The sequence below is a fragment of the Embleya sp. NPDC127516 genome, from assembly GCF_044765325.1.
Classification (GTDB): Bacteria; Actinomycetota; Actinomycetes; order Streptomycetales; family Streptomycetaceae; genus Embleya.
Window position 1 is genome coordinate 62,845 of sequence record NZ_JBIWJT010000038.1, and the last position, 20,704, is coordinate 83,548.

The window sequence follows — 20,704 nt, forward strand, 5'->3', positions numbered from 1 at the left end:
CCGGTCGCGGCCCCGGCGGCGGGGGGGGGGTGTTTTGTGTTATTCCTGGCGGATCTCGCCGGGGCGGGGTCGCGGTCCGGCCGGTCGGTCCCCGCCCCCCCCACGGCCGATGAGGCCGATCTCGCGGGCCTCCTCGGATGCCGCGTGTAGGACGTGCCGCAGACCCTCGCGCCGCTCATCGGGGCCCGCACACCGGACTGGACATCGGCGCATGCGGGTCGCAGGGCGTGGGCTCTGATTGCGAAGCGGCTGTGGCCGCAACTGTCGGCCTACTCGCGCCGATCGGCATTGTGCAGCGAGTCCTGCGGGTGTGTGCCCGCGTGCCAGGGACGGTGGACGATCGATCTCGTACCAGGTTTCCGGATCCTCGGGACGCCCGCGGCGACGATCCGGGGGAGAGGGTCGCGCCCGGGGCATAGAGTCCCTTACATGGACGTAAATGGAGGCTCCGGGGTCGGGGAGATGCACGAGATCGGACCGCTGATGTACCGCCAGGGGTACGTGTCCGTGTGGACGGAGGACCACAGGTGCAGAGAGGATGCGCTCATGCACGACCGTGTGATCGTCTCCGTGCACACCGGAGCTCCGAAACAGCGGGGCGACCAACTGTTCCGGGCATGGGTGGACGCCAAGGAGCTTCCCTCGGTCCTGGACCACTGGGCCGGCGTCCTGCGTTGATGATTCGCGCGGCGGAGGGACGAAGCCGGTCCTGCTTCCCGCCGGCGTCTCCACGTGGACTCCGTAGTTCCCCTTCTCGCCGTCGTGCTCGGTGGCGGGTTCGGAACAGGGTGGGGGCCTGAGGGCTTCGTTGCCCAGGCGGCGCGCCTCGCCGAGACGGCCCCGTTCCGTGCGGTTTCGGCGAGCACGTCCGGCGTGCTGCCTCGGTCCAACCGGCCGCCGGTGGTCTGGTGTAGGCGCAGGGCTTGTTCGGGGGCGGAGCGGACGAGGCCGCTGTCGTGGGCGTGCCTGTCGGAGTTCCCCGAACAAGGTTGTTCGTGCGGCGTCGCGGTATTCGCCGGCGAAGGCCTTCTGGCGGGCTGCTTCGGTGCGTTCGCTGTGAGGGACGATGGTGTCGAGGCCCGGGTGCGCCGGCGGAACGCCACCGCGGGATGGGCGGGGTTCTTCCACCTTGCTCTTCGATCGGCGTGGTCCGCCCGGGTGAACAGAGCCGGGTGAGGCAGCGGCCGTCGGGTGCGTCGTACGGCCCGAGCCCGTGTACGGCGGGGGCGGGGGAGTCGCGATGACAGCGATGTGTGGCGAGTTCGGGCGGTGTCGGGTGGCTCGGTTGTCAGGGCGTGGGCGAGGTGCCGGCTCCAGGTGGCCACGTGGCGATCGTCACCGAGGGCGAAGCGGTGCTGGGTGGTCCGAGGGGAGAAGCCGCCCTCGGCCGGGACCCCGTGGTACTCGGCGGCGGCGCGGTGCAGGGCGGGCAGGATCCGGAGGGTGGGCGGCAGTTCGCCATCCTGGCCGTGTGAGCGTCGAGCAGCCAGTCGCGCACCACCGGGTGGATCCGCCGGGTGCCGCCGCTGTCGGGATCCTCGACCAGTACGGGATTCTTCAGGCGCGTCATCTGCCGGAGTGGCCCGGGCGCCGAATCGCTTTTACCGAGACGGTCGTTCGGGCGTGCCGGTTCCGATGCGATCCGTGACACATGTCATGCCGGGGGCTCGTGACGTGTTCGGTGGCCGAGATCGTCATCTCCTCGGGAACCACAACCGAGGAGAGCGCATGCCGAACACCACCCGAGAGAGCCCGAGGAGGTCTCCCGTGCGGCGTGCCCGCCGGGTGCTGCCGGCGCTGGCGCTGTGCGTCGCCCTGCTGGGCGCAGGTGCGTGCAGCGGAGGCGACTCGAAGGACGACAGGGGTGGCAAGGGCCCCGGCGACGGCAAGCCCGCCGCCCAGGCCAAGGACCCCGGTGGCGACGCGCCGAAGATGTCCAAGGCGGTGGTCGCGATCACCCCGCAGGACGGTGCGACGGGAGTGGCCACCGAAGGGGCTCTCAAGGTCACCGCGACCGCCGGGAAGCTGACGGAGGTCGCCGTGAAGACCTCCGAGGGCAAGACCGTCGAGGGCACCATCGCACCGGACGGGGCCAGTTGGGCACCGGCGGCGGCGCTGCAGACCGGGATGAAGTACGCGGTGTCCGCGACCGCCACGGACGCAGCCGGGCTGGTGTCGGCGATGCAGTCCTCGTTCACCACGCTCACCCCGGCGAACACCAACTACGGCTACTTCAACATCGATGCGAACGAAACCTACGGCGTCGGCATGATCGTGTCGCTGACCTTCGGTACCGCGGTCACCGACAAGGCACTGGTGAACCGGTCGGTGACGGTCACCTCGGAGCCCGCGGTCGAGGTCAAGGGCCACTGGTTCAAGGACACGCGACTGGACTTCCGCCCGGAGAAGTACTGGCAGCCCGGCACCAAGGTCACCCTCCATCTGGACCTGGACGGCAAGCAGACCTCCCCGGGTGTCTACGGCAAGCAGAAGAAGACCGTCACCTTCACCATCGGCCGGGCGCAGACCAGCGTCGCGGACAGCAAGGCCCACACCCTCACCGTCACCCGCGACGGCGCGTTGCTCAAGAAGCTGCCGGCCAGCCTGGGCAGCGACGAATTCACCACCTACAACGGCAGGATGCTGATCATGGCCAAGGAGGGCACGATCCGGATGTACGGGCAGAGCGTGGGCCTGGGCCCCGATTCGTACGACATCCCCGACGTCCCGCACAGCATGCGGCTGAGCACGAGCGGCACCTACGTGCACGGCAACCACTGGTTCAAGGACAAGGCGAACCCCCCGTTCGGCCGGCTGAACACCAGCCACGGCTGTGTCGGCCTGGAGGATGTCGTCGGTGGCGGCGACGCCACCAAACCGGGCGCCTGGTTCTACGCGAACTCGCTGGTCGGCGACGTGGTCGAGGTGATCAACTCGCCGGAGAAGGTGATCGACGCGGACAACGGCTGGAGCGGCTGGACGCTGACCTGGGCCCAGTGGATCAAGGCCTGACCACGCCCGGCCGGCACACGGGCGCCACATCGGGGTGACGTCGGCGCCCGCGATGGCGCCGTCGACCCGGAACGCGGCGGCGCCGACGAACGACGAAGCCGGCCGGCGCACGGGCCGTGCGGTCCGCGGGTTCCGCGTGAGCGTGCGATCGATAGATGTAGGGCGGCACGGGTCGTAGAGCGAGAGGTGGATCGCCTCGTGCGAGAGATCTGCATCGTCCGGATCGGAGGCGAAACGCGGTCCCGCCGGCGACCGTCCGTCGCTGGTTCGTCGACGTTCGGCGAGGACTCGGAATCAGTCGCGCCTCGACGCGGGGCATTCCCGTTCCCGGTCCGGTGATCCGTCGGTGGTCGCCGCGTCCGGGGGGCAAGGGATGGAAGCTGGTTCGGGCGCGATCCGGTCGAGGTCGTCCTCCATCTTCGCGGTGGGCGTGGGGGTGTTGTCGACCAGGAACAACACCGCCTGTCCGCCGCAGTGCATGCCGTCGAGGACGGAGCCGCCCCTCCCCGCCCTCTCGGTCCGTAGGGATGTAGACGGGGCCGCCGCCCGGCGCGCAGCATCGCCGCCGGCGCCCGGTCCCCGGTGACCTGATCGTTGTCGTAGCCGCGGAGACCGAATCCCACCGCCCGTGCGTGTCAGGATCAAGAATCCGGAGTCGCCCAAGACTGCGCCTCCCGCAAATGGTTCATCGTCGCGGCCCGCCGGGCACGCAACGGGTCCGGGAACGCCTCGATGTCTCCCGGTCCGCCGAAAGCGACGGGAGAAGCGGTGAGCACCGGCCGCCGGGAACCCGCAGTGGCCCGCCGGACAAGACAGGGTGTGACCATCACCCCGATATCCGACCGCGAGTTGTGGGAGAGGGCGTGCGCAGGTGAACCCGAGGCGTTCGGGACCATCTTCGACCGGCACTCCCGCGCGGTCTACAACTTCCTGTCCCGCCGCACCGCCTCCTGGGCCGAGGCCGAGGACCTGACCTCGGCGGTCTTCCTGGACGCCTGGCGCCATCGAAGCGCCGTCACCCTGGACCGGGACAGCGCACTGCCGTGGCTGCTGGGCATCGCTCGCAACACCGCCGCCAACGGCGGCCGGGCCCGTCGGCGCTACCAGGCGCTCAAGGAACGCCTGCCCACCCCCTCCCCGGTCCCCGACCACGCCCAGGACGTCGCCGATCGCATCGACGAGCAACGCGCCCTGGTCGCGCTGCGCACCTCCGTCGGCCGCCTGCCCGCGCACGAACGCGAGGTGATCGAACTGTGCGTATGGAGCGGACTGGACCAACAGGCCGCCGCCACCGCGCTGGGCGTGGCCGTGGGCACCGTCAAATCGCGCCTGCACCGCGCGCGCCGCCGACTCGGCGACGACCTGCGCGAATACGCACCGTCCTCCCCCGACCGCCGCGTCATCGCCGAGGAGACCTCGTGATGCCCTCGAACCCGATCCCGCCCGAGCGCGACCTGCCGCACAGCGCCGCCCGCCGAACCGAGTTGCTCGCCCTCCTGCCCCACGCGGGCTCCCCGGCACCGGCACTGCCCACCATCCGCCGGCGGACCCTGGGCCGACTGACACCGCCACGCCGGGTGCTGCTCCCATTGGCTGCGGCGGCGGCAGTGGCGGGCCTGCTCACCGGGGTCCTGCTCGGGATCTCCGGCGACGACGACGGGGCCATCCGGGTCCCGGGGCCGGCCGACTCGGGGTCTGTGCCCACCCCCGCGCCCTCCGCCGGGGACCGCCCGCTGCCGCTCAAGCAGGTGCCGGTACCGGCGGAGGTCGCGGTGTCCGACGACACCGCCGCCCGATTCGTCGCCGCATGCGCCGCCGACCGGCTCGACCCTGCGGCCGCGAGCGGGTACCGGGCCTACTTCGCGGTGCGCAGCCCGCGGCTGGCCGACCCCGGAAACATCTATGCGATCGCGGTCGACCCGGCCGGACACAACGCGTTGCAGTGTTCGGGCTCGAACCTGCCCACGGCACTCCGGATTCGGAGTGATTTCGAACTGCTCACCGGGACCGTCCAGGTGGACCACAGTGGCGGCACCAAGTCCGGTTCGAGCTGGACCGATTACTCCGCGGGCCGGTACAACGCCCCCGTGGCGCGGATCACCATGGACCGGGGCACCGGCGAGCACCAGGCGATCATGGCGGGCGGCGTCTGGTACGCGGCGGAGACCGTCGGGTACACGCGCGACGCCGCCGAGGCGTTTCCGGCCGGCCAGTATCCCCGGATCCGCGGCTACGACGACGCCGGCAAGCTGATCTGGGACTCCGCTCGAGACGTCCCGAAGCCGGGATCGGCGGAATGTGTCCGCACCCCCGACGGCCGGTTGCTCGACTACCAAGGCCGCGCCGAACCCGATCCCGCCACGTGCCGCCCGGCCCTGCCCTGGACCGCCGGCGCCCGATGAGCGCATCCGGCCGACCTGATTCCGACCGGCGGATGCCGACCGGAGAAGGCAGGCTTTTGCCGCCATGCGCCCTGGTCGGCCCCACTCATGCGGGCGGGGTCGACCAGGGCACGGTTGGGCGAGTCTGTTCAGTGTGGGGAGGCCCCCGATTCGGCGGGTGTGCGGAGGGGCTGCCACAGGGTGTTGCGGAGGTCGGTGCCGCGGACGAGTTGGATGCGCCAGGGGTCGATGCGGAGCACGTGGTAGTCGGGGTCGGCGGGCCCGGCCTGCCAGTAGCGGGCGGGGTCGTAGCCGACGCCGGGCGGGCTGCCCTTGACGTACAGGTTCCAGGCGTACTCTCGGGTTTCGCGGTCCTCGGCCCAGGTGGAGACGCTGTCGACGAAGACGGCGTTCTGGCGGGGGCTCCAGTACGAGTAGGTGGTGTGCGGGTTGTCGGCCAGGTGGGCGGCCTTCACCGGGGTCTTGTAGACCGCGAGCCAGCCTCTCGGGGCGCCGTCGACGACCTCCCAGACGGGGAAGAGGATGCGTGCCCGCGGGCGGTGTCGCTTGTCGACGGTGATCATCGTGGCGTACTTGATCTCGCGGATGTAGGAGAAGAACGTGTCCTGGATGTCGGCGAAGTCGCTGACTTTGGTGGCCATGGTGGGCTCCTGAGGTTGTGGGTCGGTGCTGCTCAGCGCGCGACGGGTACGTCGGTGTTGTTCTTGGTCCGTGTCGAGGTCGGAGTAGGGATCCGGGTCACCGCGCCGGGCGCATCGGTGTCGTCGTCGCCACTCCCGCCGACCGCCGTCGACCCCGAGCGCAGCCCGAACGCCCCGATCACCGCGGCGATGGCGGCCGCCGCGAACGGGACGACGAGCGCGGCACGGTAGCCGTCGAGCTGACCGGAGGCCGAACCGGCGTCCGTGGCCGCGATGTTGACGGCGGTCACGGCGGACAGCCCCAGTGCCGAGCCGAACTGGAACGAGGTGTAGAGCAGCCCGCCGGCGAGACCCTGCTCCTCCTCGTCGACGCCTTCCGTGGCGGCGATGGTGAGCGGTCCGTACGACAGGGCGAAGGCCAGGCCGAGGAGTACGAGGCTCGGCAGCATCGCGAGGTACGTCCAGTCGGAGCCGACCGGCAGGAACAGCGCGTACGCCGCGGACGCGAGCACCAGCCCGCCGAAGATCACCCGGGCGTTGCCGAAGCGCTCGACCAGCTTGGGGGTGAGGAGCGGCGACAGGATGGCGTCGATGCCGATGACGATCATCGCGAAGCTGGTCTCCAGCGTCGACCAGCCGCGCAACTCCTGCAGGTACAGCACGACGATGAACTGGAAACCGAAGAAGCCGCCCGCGAACAGCAGCCCGGACAGGTTGGCGCGGAGCAGTGCGCCGTTGCGCAGGATGCCCAGGCGTACCAGAGGCGCGGCCGAACGGCGTTCGATGACGACGAAGGCCGCCATGAGCAGCAGACCGCCGCCGACGGTGGCGAGTGTCTGGACGAGGGTGGCGTGGGCCGCGCGTTCGACCCCGAGGACGATGAGCACGATGGCGCCGGTGACGGTCAGGCCGCCGAGGATGTCGAAGCCCTCGCCCGTGCGCTCCGGACGCGGCGACTTCGGGACCACCGCGAGCGCCGCGACCAAAATGAGCGCGGACAGGACTACCGGAGCGAAGAACACCCAGCGCCAGCCCGCCGAGGTCAGCAGGCCGCCCGCGACGAGGCCGATCGAGAACCCGCCGGCGGCGGTTCCCGAGTAGATGAGCAGGGCGCGGTTGCGCTGCGGGCCCTCCGCGAAGCTCGTGGTGATGATGGACAGACCCGCCGGGGTCATGAACGCGGCGGCGACACCGGTCACGAAACGGGCGACGATCAGCATCCAGCCCTGCGTGGCGAAGCCGCCGAGGCCGGAGAAGAGCAGGAAGACGACGAGCCAGAAGACGAACATCTGCCGCCGTCCGAAGAGGTCGGCCGCCCGCCCGCCGAGGAGCATGAAGCCGCCGTAGCCGAGGACGTAGGCACTCATCACCCACTGCAACTCGCCGGTGGACATGCCCAGGTCGGCGCGGATCGACGGCAGGGCGACATTGAGCATGGCCACATCGATGCCCTCGAGGAAGATCGCGCCGCACAGGACGAGCAGTACGCCCCAGCTGCGCGCGCCGAGGCCGCCTGCACCGTCCGTGGCGTCGCGCGTACCTGTGCTGCTTGCGCTGCTTGTGCTATTTGTGTCGGAAGTTTCTGGGGACATATCGGAAACGCCTCCGGGGCGAGGGGGTGATCGGGATGTCACCACCTTCGTTCCGGACGCCGGGGCGGAACAACGGCGAAGATCTCACCGTTCATGCAGTCCGACTGCATGATCCGATCGACCGTCGTGAGGGCCCCATGGAACGCGATGAACTGGAGACCTTTCTGATCCTGGCCGAAGAACTCCACTTCGGCCGGACGGCGGACCGCATGCGCCTGTCGCGCTCACGCGTCAGCCAGCTCGTGAACCGTCTGGAACGGCACGTCGGGGCTCCGCTGTTCGTGCGCACGAGCCGCCGGGTCAGGCTGACCGCGATCGGACGCCAACTGCGCGACGACGTGGCCCCACTCCACCTCGCGCTGGCAGCTGCCGTCGAACGGGCCCGGAGCACCGCGCGCGGCATCGACGCGGTGCTGCACGTCGGATTCTCCACGCCGCTCACCGGCGAGATCGTGCTCCGCGCCGCCGAGATGCTCCGGAGCGCACACCCCGAACTGGCGGTGGAGATCTGCGAAGTGCCGCTCGCCGATCCGTACGGGCAGCTGCGCAACGGGGAGTTCGACGTACAGGTCGCGGAACTGCCGGTACGCGAGACCGACCTCGCCCACGGTCCCACCCTGCTCCGCGAAGGACGCACGCTGGCGATCGCGAGCGATCACCCGCTCGCGGCCCACGCCGCAGTCGTCTTCGAGGACCTGGCCGACCTGCCGCTGCTCACCATCGCCGGCGAACTCCCGGACCATGTGCGCGAGTTCCACGCGCCGACGCACACACCCGGTGGTCGGGCGATCGGGCGCGGTCCTTCGGTCACCAACATGCAGGAAGCGCTGATGATGGTGGCGGCCGGACGCGGGGCTCTACTGTCGCCCGCACACGCCTCCGCGTACTTCGCGCGACCCGGGGTCACGTATGTGCCGTTCCTGGACGCCGAGCCGGTCGACTACGGCCTGGTCTGGCGCAGCGAGGAGAACACGGAGGCGATGCGCGTCTTCGCGCAGGCGATCCGGAACGCGGCACGCGAGGGAGCCGGAGCACCGGCGTCGGGCGGCGGTACGACCGGGAGCGCGGGCAGGGGCGCGACGAGCACGGGGCCGGGCGCGGGCACGCGTGCCCGGGCGTCCGGGGGCGGCCGGCCGGCGCCGACGACGCCGGCGAACGTGTGACGGAGGCATCGGCACGCGCGAAGCTGCGGGTCGAGCCGGTGGCCCGGCGCTGCGCGGGCCCGCGAGAATGGGTACGCGAGCTGGGTACGCGAGACCGCGCACATGGCCGGCCGTGGACACGAGACCGCGCACGCGGCCGGCGGCCGTGCACACCGTTCGCAGCGCACATCATGGGCAGCGGCAATGGCGATGGGTGTCGACGACGCCTCGTCAGCGGACGACGAGGCGGACCACTGGATGTTCCACTCCGTCAAACGATCCTGATTTCCCTCATGGGTGTGGTTTCGGCCCACCACCCGTCCCGGCCGCCGCACCCATCCCGCGGCGCGACCCGCGCTGTTCCCCGCGAGGGTCGCGGGACGTGAACGACGCCGTCAGGCCCTGCCCGACGCGGTGTCCGCGACGATGTCGGTCAACAGCGACAGGGCCGCCGCCGAGGGCGAATCCGGCGCGGCCGTGAAGACGGCGACGCGCTGACCCTCGTCGGGCAGGGCCATGAACTCGATGGTGAGCTGCATCGTGCCCACGACCGGGTGATGGTAGTCGCGCGTGTTCGTGCCACAGTCCCCGACCGTGTGGGCGGCCCACAACTTCGCGAACTCCGAGCTGGAAAGCGTGAGTTCGCCCACGAGTGCGGCCAACCTCGGGTCCCCGGGATAGCGGCCCGAGATGAGTCGCAGGTCGGCGACGGTCGAGCGCGCCTTGCGGGTCCAGTCCCCGTACAGCTCCCGAGCGTGCGGGTCCAGGAAGAGCAATCTGGCGATGTTGGGGCGATCCGCCGGCCGGGTCGGCGCGGTGAAGTCCACGTGTCCGGCGATCAACGCGTGTGCCATCGGGTTCCACGCGAGTACGTCCAGGAAGCGACCCATCACCAGGGCCGGTACCTGCGCGAACGCGTCGATCATGACGCCGACCGTGGGCCGCACCTGTTCGGGCCTGGCCGCACGCCGGCGCGGCTTGGCGGCCGGCCGGGCCAGCGTGTACAGGTGCGAGCGCTCGACGTCGTCCAGGCGCAGCACGCGTGCGATCGCGTCGAGGACGGCGTCCGACGCGTTCGGGCTCTGGCCCTGCTCCAGGCGCGTGTAGTACCCGGCGCTGACGCCGGCGAGCTGGGCCAATTCCTCGCGGCGCAGGCCCGGGACGCGTCGGCGCCCGCCGAACGTCGGCAGTCCGGCCTCCTCGGGGGAGAGCACGGCCCTTCGCGAACGCAGGAATTCACCCAGCTCCACATGCGTGTCCATGCCCTCGATTGTGCCCGTGACGCGGCGGCCGTGCCTGCACCTGCCAGGTGTAGGCACCGGGGAGGTACCCCCGACACGGGGCCGGCTGCCCCGCCGATCCGCACGCAGTCTGGTCTCCGACGCAACAACGACCGCCACGAACGACGGGCAAGGGGTTCAGAGCACATGAGAGTGATCGTGATCGGTGCCGGCGGCACCCTCGGCAGCGCCATCGCCGCCGGACTCGAAACGCGACACGACGTGGTCCGGGTCGGTCGGCGCGGGCCGGTACGCGCCGACCTGACCGACCGAGCCTCGCTGGACGCGATGTTCGACGAAGTCGGCGCCTTCGACGCCGTGGTGTGCGCCGCCGCGAGCGGCGCCCTGACCCGGTTGCACGACGGCGACGACGTCGACTACTGGACGGGCCTGAGCGGCAAGCTGATCGGCCAGGTCGATCTCGTACGGCGGGCCGTCCATCGCATCCGCGACGGGGGTTCGATCACCCTGACCAGTGGGCACTTCGCCGAGCCGATTCCCGGATCGAGCACCGGGTACCTGGTCAACGCCGGCCTGGAGGCGTTCGTGCTCGCCGCCGCGACCGAGATGACGCGCGGCATCAGGCTCAACATCGTCAGCCCCGGCTGGCTCAGCGAGTCCCTCGCGATGCTCGGTATGGACCCTTCGCCCGGCATACCGGCCGCCGATGTCGCCCGCGCCTATACGGCCGTCGTCGAGGGCGGTGCCCACGGCCTCGTCATCGACCCCACCACCGCTATCACCACCACCACCCCGATCGGACTGTGACCACCATGCCTGACACCCTCGTCGTCCTGGCCCACCCCGACCTCGCGAACTCGCGCATCAACGCCGCGCTTTCCGACGCCATCCGCGACCTGCCCGACGTGACCGTGCACGACCTGTACGCGGCCTACCCCGACTTGCGCGTCGACGCGGACCACGAGCGGGAACTGCTGCTTGCCCACGACCGGATCTGTTGCAGTTCCCGTTCCACTGGTACTCCTCGCCCGCGCTGCTCAAGCAGTGGTCGGACGACGTGCTCGCCTACGGTTTCGCGTACGGCGTCGGCGGCACGGCCCTGCACGGCAAGTCATTGCGCGTCGCGACCACGACCGGCGGAGGCGAGGACCTGTACCGCCCCGGCGGGCTCAACCGATTCCCGGTGACCGACCTGCTGCGGCCGTTCGACGCGACCGCGAACCTCGTCGGGATGCGCTACGAGGACCCCTTCGTGGTGCACGGCACGCGGGTACTGGACGACGGCGACCTTGCCGAACTCGCGGGACGCTACCGGGCATTGCTGAAGGGAAGGGTGCCGGCAGGGGTGTCGGCCCGACACTCTCGCGCCGATTCGGCCGCGCCGGCTGTGCGGCGGGTGCAGGGTGCCGTGCCGTCTCGATCCCGCTGACGCCGCCGGCCTGGCCCGGCCCAGCCGGCAGCGGCGCCAGTCAGTGCCGACAGTCTCGGGACACCGACCATCACAGTGCCTGTCGTTGGCCGGAGTCGAAGACGTAGCCGGAGCACGGCGGGAGGGGACGCGGGAGCGCCGGGCGGGGACATGGGGTGTGCCGGGCGATGGTGCACAAGTGCCCTGTGAGCAGCGGGAAATGGTGCACCAGAGCCCTGTTCTGGGGATCGATGGATGCCCTAGCGTGCTGCTCGCCGCCAACGAAACCGACGCGGCGCAATGCAAGCGTGTCGATGCGATGTCCATTCCGGCTGATCGCGCAGAGACCGCCCCACCGATGGAGTCGTCGGCGATGGAGCCGAAGGAATCGGGTTCGAAGGAAACGGGCTTGTCCGCGCCGCCGGGGTACGGTCGATCCGACCGTCTCCTCCGGCATCTCATCTGGCGGTCCGGCGTACCGGTCGATCCGTTCCCGGTCCGCCATCCCGGGCTGGCCGCCGCGCGAGACCTCTTCGAGGTCGAAGACGTGCTCGGCAGCGAGTTGGCGCAGGCTCAGCGCGGTCTGGCCGAGGTGTACGAGTACGAACCCCATGTCCCCGTGAACTTGGGAAGCGCCGATGTCGAAGGCGCTCGCCACTTCGCGGACGGCTTGCTGCTCGGGGCGCAGCACTTCCCGGACGCGCCAGTGGAGAGAATCGTCGGGACAGCGTTGAGTCGGCTGTCCCTGGAGGCGGTGGGCGGTGCGACGCAGGTGTCGGCCCTGACCTCGCCCCAGATCTACATCACCCACCCCGATGAACTCGGGCGTAGGTTCTTCGCATACGCACAGGCCGAGATCAAGGTCGACACCGCCGCCTTCCTCTCCAAGAGGCCGGCCAAGCAACGGGAGACGTACGCCGACCTCCGCGCGACCGACCGGGGTTCTCTCCTGCTCGGGATGGGCGCGAGCCTGCCCACGCCGACGGGTGTCCACGAGTACCTGCACGTCGTCGAGAAGACGATGGCGCACCCGGAATGGCGCAAGGCAGGGGTGATTCCGGGCTACCCGAACTCGCTGAGCGACGACGTCCGCGCGGCCGTCGCCCTGCGCGTGGGCAAACCCGCGGAACGGCTGACCAAGGCCGACTACGTCAGTGTCGTGGGGGAGTACGCGGCCACCACCCTGGACGAGTTGGTCGCCGTCCTGGGCACCGACGCGATCATGAACGGGCCGAACGCCGAACCGATCAGCCGCCTCGTCTACGACCGCCTGCAGGCGGCGGTACGCCCCTTCGAGCCCGGGCCGGGAGCAACCTTGTCGATCTGGCTCGGCCGAGCACGCACACGCGACGTCCGTGCGGCCCTGAACCTCCAGGGCCAGGAACCCACACTGCCGCCCGAACTCGCAAGCGCGTCGCCCGCACGCTCCCCGCAACCCCAGCCGTCCGCGGTACGCGATACCGACATCGCAAGGCTGGCATCGACGGGACTGACGCCCGCCCACAAGCCCACCCCACACACCAAGCACAAGACCTCGGCACGCGTGAGGTCGGCGCCGACGAACGCGCCCATCCGCAGCCCCGCCCCACCGCTGGTGATCAAGCACCGCGGCCTTCAGGACAAGAAGCCGAGCCGATCGATGTAATGCCGCGGCCGGCGACGCCCACCCGACACCGGCGTCTAACGCCGCCTCGGCGAACGCGAGATGCCCGAGCCGCAGATGTACGCCTGCGTTTGTCCGCGTGCCTTCCTGGCCTGGCGTGAAAGCAACTCCCAAGCCACTCAACCTCGTCCTGGAGTACGACACCGGAACAGAGCGCCTGTCCCGCCTCGTCGGCAAGGTCGGCCATACAGACGCCCTCTTGTTCCCGGTCCGGTGCGGGAATCGCCTGCACGTGTCGGAACGTGAAGGCGGCATGCGGCGCGATTGCGACACGTGAATGGCACGATTGCGACACGTGAACAGGAACACCGGGTGCGCGCAACGACGTCGTCGCAATCAGCCCGCCGGCGCGGCGGCGCTGCGATGCTCCTGCGGGCTGATGCCGTACACCCGCTTGAACGCCGAGCTGAGGGCGAACCCGCTGCCGTAGCCGACCCGTCGGGCGACGGCGTTCAGCGTGGCATCGGACTGGCGCAGCAGGTCGGCGGCCAAAGCCAGGCGCCATTCGGTCAGGTAGGTCATCGGCGGCGTACCGACGGTGTGGCGGAAGCACTCGGCCAGCGGTGCCCGTGACACGCCGATCTCGGCGGCGACCCGCGCCGGCGTCCAGTCGTTCGTCGGATCCTCGTGGAACAGGCGAAGAGCCTCGCCTGCCACCGGGTGGGTGTGTGCCCGGTACCAGGCCGGCGCCTCGGTCTCGGGCCGGTCGAACCAGGCCCGCAACACCGAGATGAGCAGCAGGTCGAGCAGGCGGTCGAGCACGACGCTCTGGGCCGGCCCCTGTTGGGCGACCTCTTTGGTCAGCACCCGGATGAGCGTCGAGTCCCAGGTGTCGTCGGACACGACCAGCAGTGGCGGCAAGACGTCGAGCAGGCGCCGGCCGACGGCGCCGACCTCCTCGTACACGCCGAGCACCATCTGCACCGACCCGTCGGGGTTGCTGCCCCATGTGCGCGCCCCCAGCGCCATCCGCTTGCGCAGGTCGACGCCCTCGGGCGTGACGCACCGCCGGCCGGGGTGCACGATGACCTGCGGCGGGGTCGCCGGGTCGTCGCTCATCACGTAGGGGTCCGATCCGCGAACGATGGCGACGTCGCCCGGGCGCAGCCGCACCGGCTCGCCGTGGTCGGGCTCGAAGCTCGCTTCGCCGCTGAGCATGACGGCCTTGGCCCCGGCCCCGGGCGCATGAGCCGGCCCAGGGTGCGCTCGACGGTCCAGCGGGAGCGAACGTGCCTTCTGGGCTGGGACGATGAGGCTTGCAGAAGTCTCGACGGGCCTCGGTATACCGCTGCGCCACTCGCGTGCGATGTCGTCGTGAGTCGGGCGGAACCGTTCGGCGGATTGCCCGGCGTGGTGGTCGAGGGGTGTGTGGGCGGTCAGGTGGTCGTCGGCCACCGGGGCCCGGTGTCGGGGTGGTGGGCCCACACGTACTGGGTGTCGGGTGTGACGGTCATGCCGTGGTCGTACAGTCCCGGGGCCCCGGCGGCGATCCACCGGTCCCAGGCCGCCTCCAGCTCGTCGCCCAGCCGCCGCGCTCCGCCCTGGTACAGCGTGGTTCCGACGCCCGCCGATGCGGAATACACGGCCCAGGAGGCGTCGCCGTCGTGGATCCAGGCGTTGACCCCGTCGGCGTCGCGCGCGGCACGCACGCGTACCTCGGGCAGCGCGACGCGCAACGCGAACAGCAGGTGCGCGTCGTCGCACAACGGCGCCAGGTCCCGGACCACGCCGCGCTCGTCCTCGGCCGCCGTGTCGCCGCGGACGTCGGTGAAGCGGGGTTCGGCCGGGGTGCCGCGGGCGGGCATGAACGTGGCGAGCCCCTGGACCCACCCGCTCGCCGAGCGTCCGTCGTCGGCGACGGTCAACGCGACATGCCCCAGCCGCCCCCACGGGGTGACCAGACGGCCTCCGGGGCGGGTGTGCGCGATCCACGCCCACGGCACCTGCTCGACCGCGTACGTCGAGACCACCCGATCCCACGCCGGCTGCGCCGGGAGGCCGGCCGCGCCGTCCCGGACCTCGACCCGTACGTCCGCCCCCGCCGCGGCGAGTGCCTTGCGGGCCGCCTCGGCCAGGTCGGGATCGACCTCGACGCTGACGACGTTGCCCGTCCCGGCGCGCCGGGCGAGCAGGGCCGCGTTCCACCCGGTCCCGGTGCCCAACTCCAGGACCCGGTGTCCGGGTTCCAGGAGCAGGGAGTCGAGCATGTCCACCACCACCGCCTGGCACGACAGGCTCGACGTGGGTACCGCGTCGACGACCTGCGTCACCGCGGCGTCGTCCGGCCCGGCGTACACCAACGACACCCACGCGTCCTCGTCGACCGCCCGGTCCACCGGCACATACGCCGCGCCGTCCCAGCGCCACAGCCGATCGGGCGCGAACGCGTCCCGGGGCGTGGCCTCCACCGCGGTCCGGATCCACGGCGCGCGCACAGGCCAGTCGCCACGCCGTTCCATCTCGGCCGCCGATCGCGACCGCGCCTCGACCAGGTCCACAGCGGGCTACTCGTCCTTCTTGTGCCGGCCGTTCGACGGCGGGGGAGGGGGCACGCGCCCGTCGGAGTTGTCCGGCGGAGGATTGCCCTGCGACGGATCCGGCGGCGGCTTCTCGTGCTGTCCCATGAACGCCTCCTCGATCACCCAGAGAGACACCATGATGACGCCACACCACATCCGGGCCGAAGACACACCGAACCGCGACCCACACCACCCGCAAGCCCCCCGATGCGGCAACAGCCCCGGCCACCGACACCCGGCTATCCCGGCGCATCCCAAGCCCGGTCAGCTCGACCCGCCCACCGCCCAATCGGCCTGCCATTGGCGGGCATTGACGAGAACCACACCCAGCTTCACCGCGCGCGCCCCACCATCGACGCCGACGGTCTCGACATGCTGCCCGGCACCGTCAGATGCCCCCTCCGCACACAGACCGCACCCGCCCGCAGCCAAGGGCAGCACCCACCGGTCCACCGGCGCCTCACGCCGCGCCGCCACGCCACCTCGACGCCCACCCCGCCGACTCCCTCGGCCGAGGGCGACATCACCGCTGCGAGCGAGGCGTTGGCCCGCCGGGCGATCCCGGACGTGATGGAACTCCTCAGGCTCTCCCGGGCGGGTTCGCGGTACGAGCACACGTGGTATCCGCCGTTGCCGGAGTTGTTGCGCAAGTGCAGCAAGGAGGAGTCGGACGCGGTGTGGGAGGCCCGCCCCAAGTGGCGCAACAAGCACCTCCCGGCGGGCGATCACGAAATCGTCGCGCTGGACATGAACGCCGCCTACCTGTCCGCATTGAAGGCCCACCTGCCGATCGGCCCGCTCGAACACCGCGCGGGCACGGAGGTGGACGACTGCGACGGACCGCGAGGGCGTAAACGCCGCCGCGCCGGCATCTATCTCGTCGACCCCCGGCCTGGGACCACGACATCCTGCCGAATCCGCTTGGCGATCGGGACGAGCCGGGCCCGCTGTGGATCACCGACCCGACCCTGCGGCTGCTGCTGCGCTGCGCGTCGCCCGCGTACGGCACCCTGTGCGGGGAACCACAGGCCACGAGTCCTGGACGGCGGTGGCGACCGAGAACCTCCTGGAGCGGTTGCGGACCGCGTTGCGCGATGCCCGCGACGCCGCGATCGCCGAGGGCGACGACGTGACGTTGGACTATGTGAAGCAGATGTACGCCAAGCTGGTGTCCACGATGGGTGGTTCGAACTACAACCGGGAGATCAACCGCCCGGACTGGATGCACATCATCCGCTCCCAGGCGTTCTCCAACCTGTGGGTCAAGGCCTTCAAGGCCCACCGGGGCGGCCTCGCCGTGGTGCGGGTGATGGGCACCGACGAACTCCACCTCACCGGCGGCGACTGGCGCACCGTGTTCACCGAGGGCCGCGGCGTCGGCGACGTGAAGATCAAGGACACGTACATTCTCCAGAGCAAGGACAAAAGAGTTGACGGCCCACGCCACCGCCCCCGCCGCCACCGCTTCGCCCGAGAGGACCTGACGCCGGATGCCGTACCGCTCCCTGGAGCCCGGCAAGTACGGGATGCGCGACGCCCGCGCGTCCGCCCAGGCCGCCGAGCGCCTGGACGAACTCGCCGACGGCGTCAGCTCGCCCGTCGACACCGAACGCGGCCTCGCCGCACGCCTGCGCTGCCTCACCGCCTCCACCGCCGGCTACGAGGCGATGGACAACGCCGGCATCGCCGTCACCCCCCGGACCCTGGCCGCCTGGCTCGCCGAGGACCGGACCCCCAACCGGGCGAACCTGCGCCGGATCGAGACCGCCTACCGCGACCTGCGCCGGCGCAACGTGGCGCGGTCGCTGACCCGTCGCCTGAACAACAACGGCCGCGGGACCCGCGTGGAACTGCACCCGCACGACCAGTCCGGCGTGCGCGAGCCGCACCGCCGGGCGGGCGTGGCCGGGCACCGCAGCGTCAACGTCCGCCGTTGGGACACGATCGTGCGCGCCTGGGCGGCCGGGGACGAACGCATGCTCGACGAGTTGTGGACCGACGAGGTGTTGGCCGATCTCGGTTCGGACTGGGGCGGCTTCGAGTTCGCTTCCGGGGTGGGATTCGCGGCATAGCCGACTGTAGGGTCTCGAGGTCCGCTTCACGGTCTTCGACCCGGTTCCCTACGGATCGCATATATGAAGCGATCGTGCGATTCGCAGTGTTCTGTCGCGGTGCAACCGGCGGATTCTCGCTGCGTCGTGCATCGAGGGGCGGGGACGCCGGGCACGAATCCCCGTTCCTTGTTCCGGGGGCCGTCGGATTCTCGCCGCATCTCTTACCGGAGAGTCGAGATCTCGGGTACTTGGCGATTTCGACAGGTCGTGTACCTCGTGCGGATGATCCGGTCTCACTTCGCGGCCTCGTTCTCACTGCACCTGTCGCGGTCGCTTCGGCAGGTGTACGGGGCCGGGGGCCGTTTCGGTTCCCGGTGGTCGGTGCCAGGATGGGGCGGTGAGTACAGATGCCCCGGGTGCTGTGGCGCGGCCGTCCGAGCGTCCGAGGCCGGCCCTTCCCGACATGGCCGCCGCCCACGAGCGCGGACCGGCCTTCGCCGTCGAGGCGCGGTGGCAGCGGCTGTTCCTGGCACTGGAGTGGATGTCCGCGCGGACCGGGGGGACTACGACTCGCGGCACTCTCGGCCTCGTGGTGGCAGCCCGCGCGGAACCCCGGCTGCGTCGGCTGTACCCGTTCACAAGTCACGCGACCTTGTGCTTGAGCAGCTGCACGAGGTACCCGTACGCGATCGCGGTTCCGCCCGTCGAGCCCTTGCACGACGGACGCTTCCGGGTGCGTGTTCCCCGTTCCCGGGACGTGATCGGCGTGACGGACACCGCCGAGGAGGCCATTGCCCTCGTCCTGGACCACCTCCCGGCCGACATCGGCCCAGCCGTGGCCGGAACAGCGGGCGACCTCGGACCGTGACGTGTTCGGCGTCGTCCCGGTTCGTCGCGAGGAAGTGCGGCGGGGGTGGAGACCAACCCCGGTGAAGTGGCGTGGGACAGCCGGAGAACCCGCAGGACACGGCGTCGCCGTAGGAAGCGGAACGCGAGATCCTACAGCGGCTGTTGCCCTGTCGTGTCGCCCGTCGCCCTTGGAACCGATGGGCCGCGCGAGGGTGTTGGTGCCGGTCGGGGCGTGATGTGCTCCTTCGCCGGTGCGCAGCCTGTCCGGTCGACGACGACCGGCCGCCGTACCCGGATGCCGGGGGTCGGGCGCTGGGGGTCGGGGGCGTGCGCCCGTTCGTGCTCGGCCGGTTCACGGCCGACGACCGCCCTCTTCGGGGCCCTGTCGTGACCTGTGCGCACGTCGACGCTCCGCATCGATCCTCGTGGGGTGCGGGCGTACACCCGCGGGTGTACGTGCGCCTCTGCCCGAGGGGCGGGGCGCGTCCTACCGTGGGCAGCGGAGGCCGAGCGCCCGGGACCACCCGGCCCCGACCCCGCCTTGTTTCCGGTTCTGTTCGCACACGACCCAGAACGGGTGTGACCATGCGTCTTTCCCATCGAATCGCCGCCGCCACCGGCGCCGTGGCCCTGGCCCTGGGCGGCCTGACCGCCCTGGCCCCCACCGCTCAGGCCACCCAGGCCGACTGCGTCACCTACCTCGCCGGCCTCGGCTACAACACCACGGACACCAACGCCGCCTGTCTGGTGGGCGGCTCCGGACTGCCCCTGGCCTTCCAACTGTGCTCTCTCACCCTGACCACCGTCTCCGGCGTCCCGCCGGCCATCGCCGACGAGGCGTGCCGCCGCGCCGCGCTGTGACCGACCCGTAGGGTGCGTCCCCGCCGTCCGCAACGTTTCGTTCCTCGTGACCGACCGGTCACGAGGAACGGCTGACCGACACCCACGTCCCGCCCCCGCGTCACGATCGGCGTCGCGGGGGCCGGACCACGCCCGCCTCCCCGCCGATCCCGCCCCCACACGCCCGGCCCGGCCCCACGACACCGCAGCCGAGACCTACGGCCTCGCCGCGGCGATCCGCCGGCCCCGGACCGGTGCCACGCCCGCCACCGACCGCTTCGCCGGCCCCCATGCGAGCGCGGCCGACGTCCCGGAGGACATCGCCACCGCACGGCGCCGCACCCCGCCGGCCGACACGCGGCCCCGGGCGGCCCCCATCTCGGAGCCGTCTTCGCCGAGGACCCCGCGGCGACCATTGGCCACTTCGAGTTCACCCCGCACCACCCCCTGCTCTTCCTGCCGAGTACGGTGAGCGCCTCGACGCGCTCTGGCGTCCAAGAAGCCTGTCGTTGGCGTGCGTTGGCGAGTACCACACCCAGCTTCACCTGCATGTGCCTCGCCGCCCGCTCGACGGTCTCGACGTGTTTGCGCGGCACGACCAGGTGCCCTTCCCGCCGGCGGAACGCCGCCGCAGCCAGGGTCAACGCCCACCGATCCACCGACACCGCGCGCCGCACAGGGACCGCGGCCACCTCGACACCCACCCCGGCCGGAGCCGCCCGCTGCGCCGCCGACAGGTTTGCGCCGCTGCGCCGTTGCCGTTCCAGCCATGCCCCGACGTCCTCGCCGCCGACGGTGCGTCCGGGCACGAGTTCGTCGAGGCTTCCCCCGCCTCGGCGTGCAGTCGCACCGTCGATCCCGCTCGGGCCTGCTGTGTTCGGGTCGTCCCATGCCGCGTCGTCGGCGAGGATCGGAGGCCGTTCGGCCTCGCCCTCCCCGGGGCGTTCGCTGAAAGTGCTGCCGGCGGGTGGTCCGCACACGCGTCGGATCGCGGTCAGGTCGCAGCCCGTACACCCTCGTGTCGTGTCGTGTCCCCGGGCGACGGGGCACGGCCCGCGGAGTCTGGAGGGGAACTCTTGTCGGAAATCGTGCACGCGCAGGGGGCGGTACGCGGTACTGTTCAATGCGTGGGCACGTCTGATCTGCCCACCTCGCCGGGCAAGGCCGCGTCGCCTATGCGATGGCGTACGCGATATCGGTGGGTCGCGACGCCCGCTGTTTGCGGGCCGCGCTCCGACAGACGAAAACGGCCCCGGGCCTGCGGTCGCTGTCACCCGGCTCGGTACACGACGAACCGTCCCGCTCTTGAACGCGGCGCCGGCGATTGCCGGGCGGACACCA

Annotated in this window: 18 protein-coding genes and 1 pseudogene; 13 read left to right on the forward strand and 6 right to left on the reverse strand. The window is 71.1% G+C overall.

All coding sequences use genetic code 11. The annotated features are described in order from the left end of the window. The first annotated feature begins 546 nt into the window (after positions 1–546). From ACIRL2_RS43965 to ACIRL2_RS43985, 5 genes are all read left to right on the forward strand, one after another. Positions 547–678 carry a hypothetical protein gene (locus tag ACIRL2_RS43965; protein ID WP_395873107.1) on the forward strand — a complete coding sequence of 44 codons (132 nt, stop codon included), beginning with the start codon at positions 547–549 and terminating at the stop codon, positions 676–678. 647 nt (positions 679–1,325) lie between these two features. Further along, on the forward strand, positions 1,326–1,475 hold the full coding sequence (locus ACIRL2_RS43970) for a hypothetical protein (RefSeq protein WP_402240247.1): 150 nt from the start codon (positions 1,326–1,328) through the stop codon (positions 1,473–1,475). Between the two features lie 253 nt (positions 1,476–1,728). After that, on the forward strand, positions 1,729–3,012 hold the full coding sequence (locus ACIRL2_RS43975) for an Ig-like domain-containing protein (protein ID WP_402240249.1): 1,284 nt from the start codon (positions 1,729–1,731) through the stop codon (positions 3,010–3,012). Positions 3,013–3,831: 819 nt separating this feature from the next. Continuing rightward, a complete protein-coding gene (locus tag ACIRL2_RS43980; RefSeq protein WP_402240252.1) occupies positions 3,832–4,434 on the forward strand; it encodes an RNA polymerase sigma factor in 603 nt (200 codons plus the stop codon). Further along, positions 4,434–5,414: a hypothetical protein gene (locus ACIRL2_RS43985; protein ID WP_402240254.1), complete on the forward strand. Its 981-nt coding sequence runs from the start codon at positions 4,434–4,436 to the stop codon at positions 5,412–5,414. Before ACIRL2_RS43980 ends, ACIRL2_RS43985 begins: the two co-directional genes overlap by 1 nt. A 128-nt stretch (positions 5,415–5,542) precedes the next feature. On the opposite strand, the gene ACIRL2_RS43990 is transcribed toward ACIRL2_RS43985, so the two are convergent. Continuing rightward, complete coding sequence (locus ACIRL2_RS43990) at positions 5,543–6,055, reverse strand: pyridoxamine 5'-phosphate oxidase family protein (RefSeq protein WP_402240256.1); 513 nt, start codon at positions 6,053–6,055, stop codon at positions 5,543–5,545. A gap of 32 nt (positions 6,056–6,087) precedes the next feature. Next, the gene (locus ACIRL2_RS43995; protein ID WP_402240258.1) at positions 6,088–7,647 is read right to left on the reverse strand and encodes an MFS transporter; all 1,560 of its coding nucleotides are present in this window, start codon (positions 7,645–7,647) and stop codon (positions 6,088–6,090) included. A 137-nt stretch (positions 7,648–7,784) separates the two neighbouring features. Here ACIRL2_RS43995 and ACIRL2_RS44000 point away from each other — a divergent pair, with 137 nt between their 5' ends. Beyond that, entirely contained in the window at positions 7,785–8,810 is a 1,026-nt protein-coding gene (locus ACIRL2_RS44000; RefSeq protein ID WP_402240260.1) for a LysR family transcriptional regulator, read from the forward strand. Between the two features lie 374 nt (positions 8,811–9,184). On the opposite strand, the gene ACIRL2_RS44005 is transcribed toward ACIRL2_RS44000, so the two are convergent. Next, the gene (locus ACIRL2_RS44005; protein ID WP_402240261.1) at positions 9,185–10,051 is read right to left on the reverse strand and encodes a helix-turn-helix transcriptional regulator; all 867 of its coding nucleotides are present in this window, start codon (positions 10,049–10,051) and stop codon (positions 9,185–9,187) included. A gap of 165 nt (positions 10,052–10,216) precedes the next feature. Between ACIRL2_RS44005 and ACIRL2_RS44010 the strand changes: the two genes are divergently transcribed. The 4 genes and pseudogenes from ACIRL2_RS44010 to ACIRL2_RS44025 all read left to right on the forward strand — a co-directional run bounded on the left by ACIRL2_RS44010 (position 10,217) and on the right by ACIRL2_RS44025 (position 13,083). Beyond that, positions 10,217–10,837, forward strand: coding sequence for a short chain dehydrogenase (locus tag ACIRL2_RS44010; RefSeq protein ID WP_402240263.1), 621 nt, complete (start codon positions 10,217–10,219; stop codon positions 10,835–10,837). Positions 10,838–10,842: 5 nt separating this feature from the next. Further along, positions 10,843–10,965 (forward strand): annotated as a pseudogene (locus ACIRL2_RS44015) (hypothetical protein); the annotation flags it as partial. A 62-nt stretch (positions 10,966–11,027) separates the two neighbouring features. Then, the gene (locus tag ACIRL2_RS44020) at positions 11,028–11,459 is read left to right on the forward strand and encodes an NAD(P)H-dependent oxidoreductase (protein WP_402240265.1); all 432 of its coding nucleotides are present in this window, start codon (positions 11,028–11,030) and stop codon (positions 11,457–11,459) included. A gap of 388 nt (positions 11,460–11,847) precedes the next feature. Further along, positions 11,848–13,083, forward strand: coding sequence for a hypothetical protein (locus ACIRL2_RS44025; RefSeq protein ID WP_402240267.1), 1,236 nt, complete (start codon positions 11,848–11,850; stop codon positions 13,081–13,083). A gap of 354 nt (positions 13,084–13,437) precedes the next feature. Here the strand turns inward: ACIRL2_RS44025 and ACIRL2_RS44030 are convergent, their stop codons facing one another. From ACIRL2_RS44030 to ACIRL2_RS44040, 3 genes are read right to left on the reverse strand one after another with little or no spacing between them, the layout of a single operon-like run. Then, a complete protein-coding gene (locus ACIRL2_RS44030) occupies positions 13,438–14,595 on the reverse strand; it encodes an AraC family transcriptional regulator (RefSeq protein WP_402240269.1) in 1,158 nt (385 codons plus the stop codon). Then, entirely contained in the window at positions 14,478–15,599 is a 1,122-nt protein-coding gene (locus tag ACIRL2_RS44035; RefSeq protein ID WP_402240270.1) for a methyltransferase domain-containing protein, read from the reverse strand. Before ACIRL2_RS44035 ends, ACIRL2_RS44030 begins: the two co-directional genes overlap by 118 nt. Positions 15,600–15,605: 6 nt before the next feature. Beyond that, positions 15,606–15,758, reverse strand: a complete 153-nt coding sequence (locus ACIRL2_RS44040) for a hypothetical protein (RefSeq protein ID WP_402240273.1) — start codon at positions 15,756–15,758, stop codon at positions 15,606–15,608. Between the two features lie 1,352 nt (positions 15,759–17,110). Here ACIRL2_RS44040 and ACIRL2_RS44045 point away from each other — a divergent pair. The 3 genes from ACIRL2_RS44045 to ACIRL2_RS44055 all read left to right on the forward strand — a co-directional run bounded on the left by ACIRL2_RS44045 (position 17,111) and on the right by ACIRL2_RS44055 (position 19,384). Beyond that, positions 17,111–17,692 (forward strand): transcriptional regulator, encoded by a 582-nt coding sequence (locus ACIRL2_RS44045; protein WP_402240276.1) that lies wholly within the window; start codon positions 17,111–17,113, stop codon positions 17,690–17,692. 445 nt (positions 17,693–18,137) lie between these two features. Beyond that, positions 18,138–18,542: a DUF6193 family natural product biosynthesis protein gene (locus ACIRL2_RS44050; RefSeq protein ID WP_395873124.1), complete on the forward strand. Its 405-nt coding sequence runs from the start codon at positions 18,138–18,140 to the stop codon at positions 18,540–18,542. Between the two features lie 566 nt (positions 18,543–19,108). After that, the gene (locus tag ACIRL2_RS44055) at positions 19,109–19,384 is read left to right on the forward strand and encodes a hypothetical protein (protein ID WP_395873125.1); all 276 of its coding nucleotides are present in this window, start codon (positions 19,109–19,111) and stop codon (positions 19,382–19,384) included. Positions 19,385–20,704 lie beyond the last annotated feature (1,320 nt).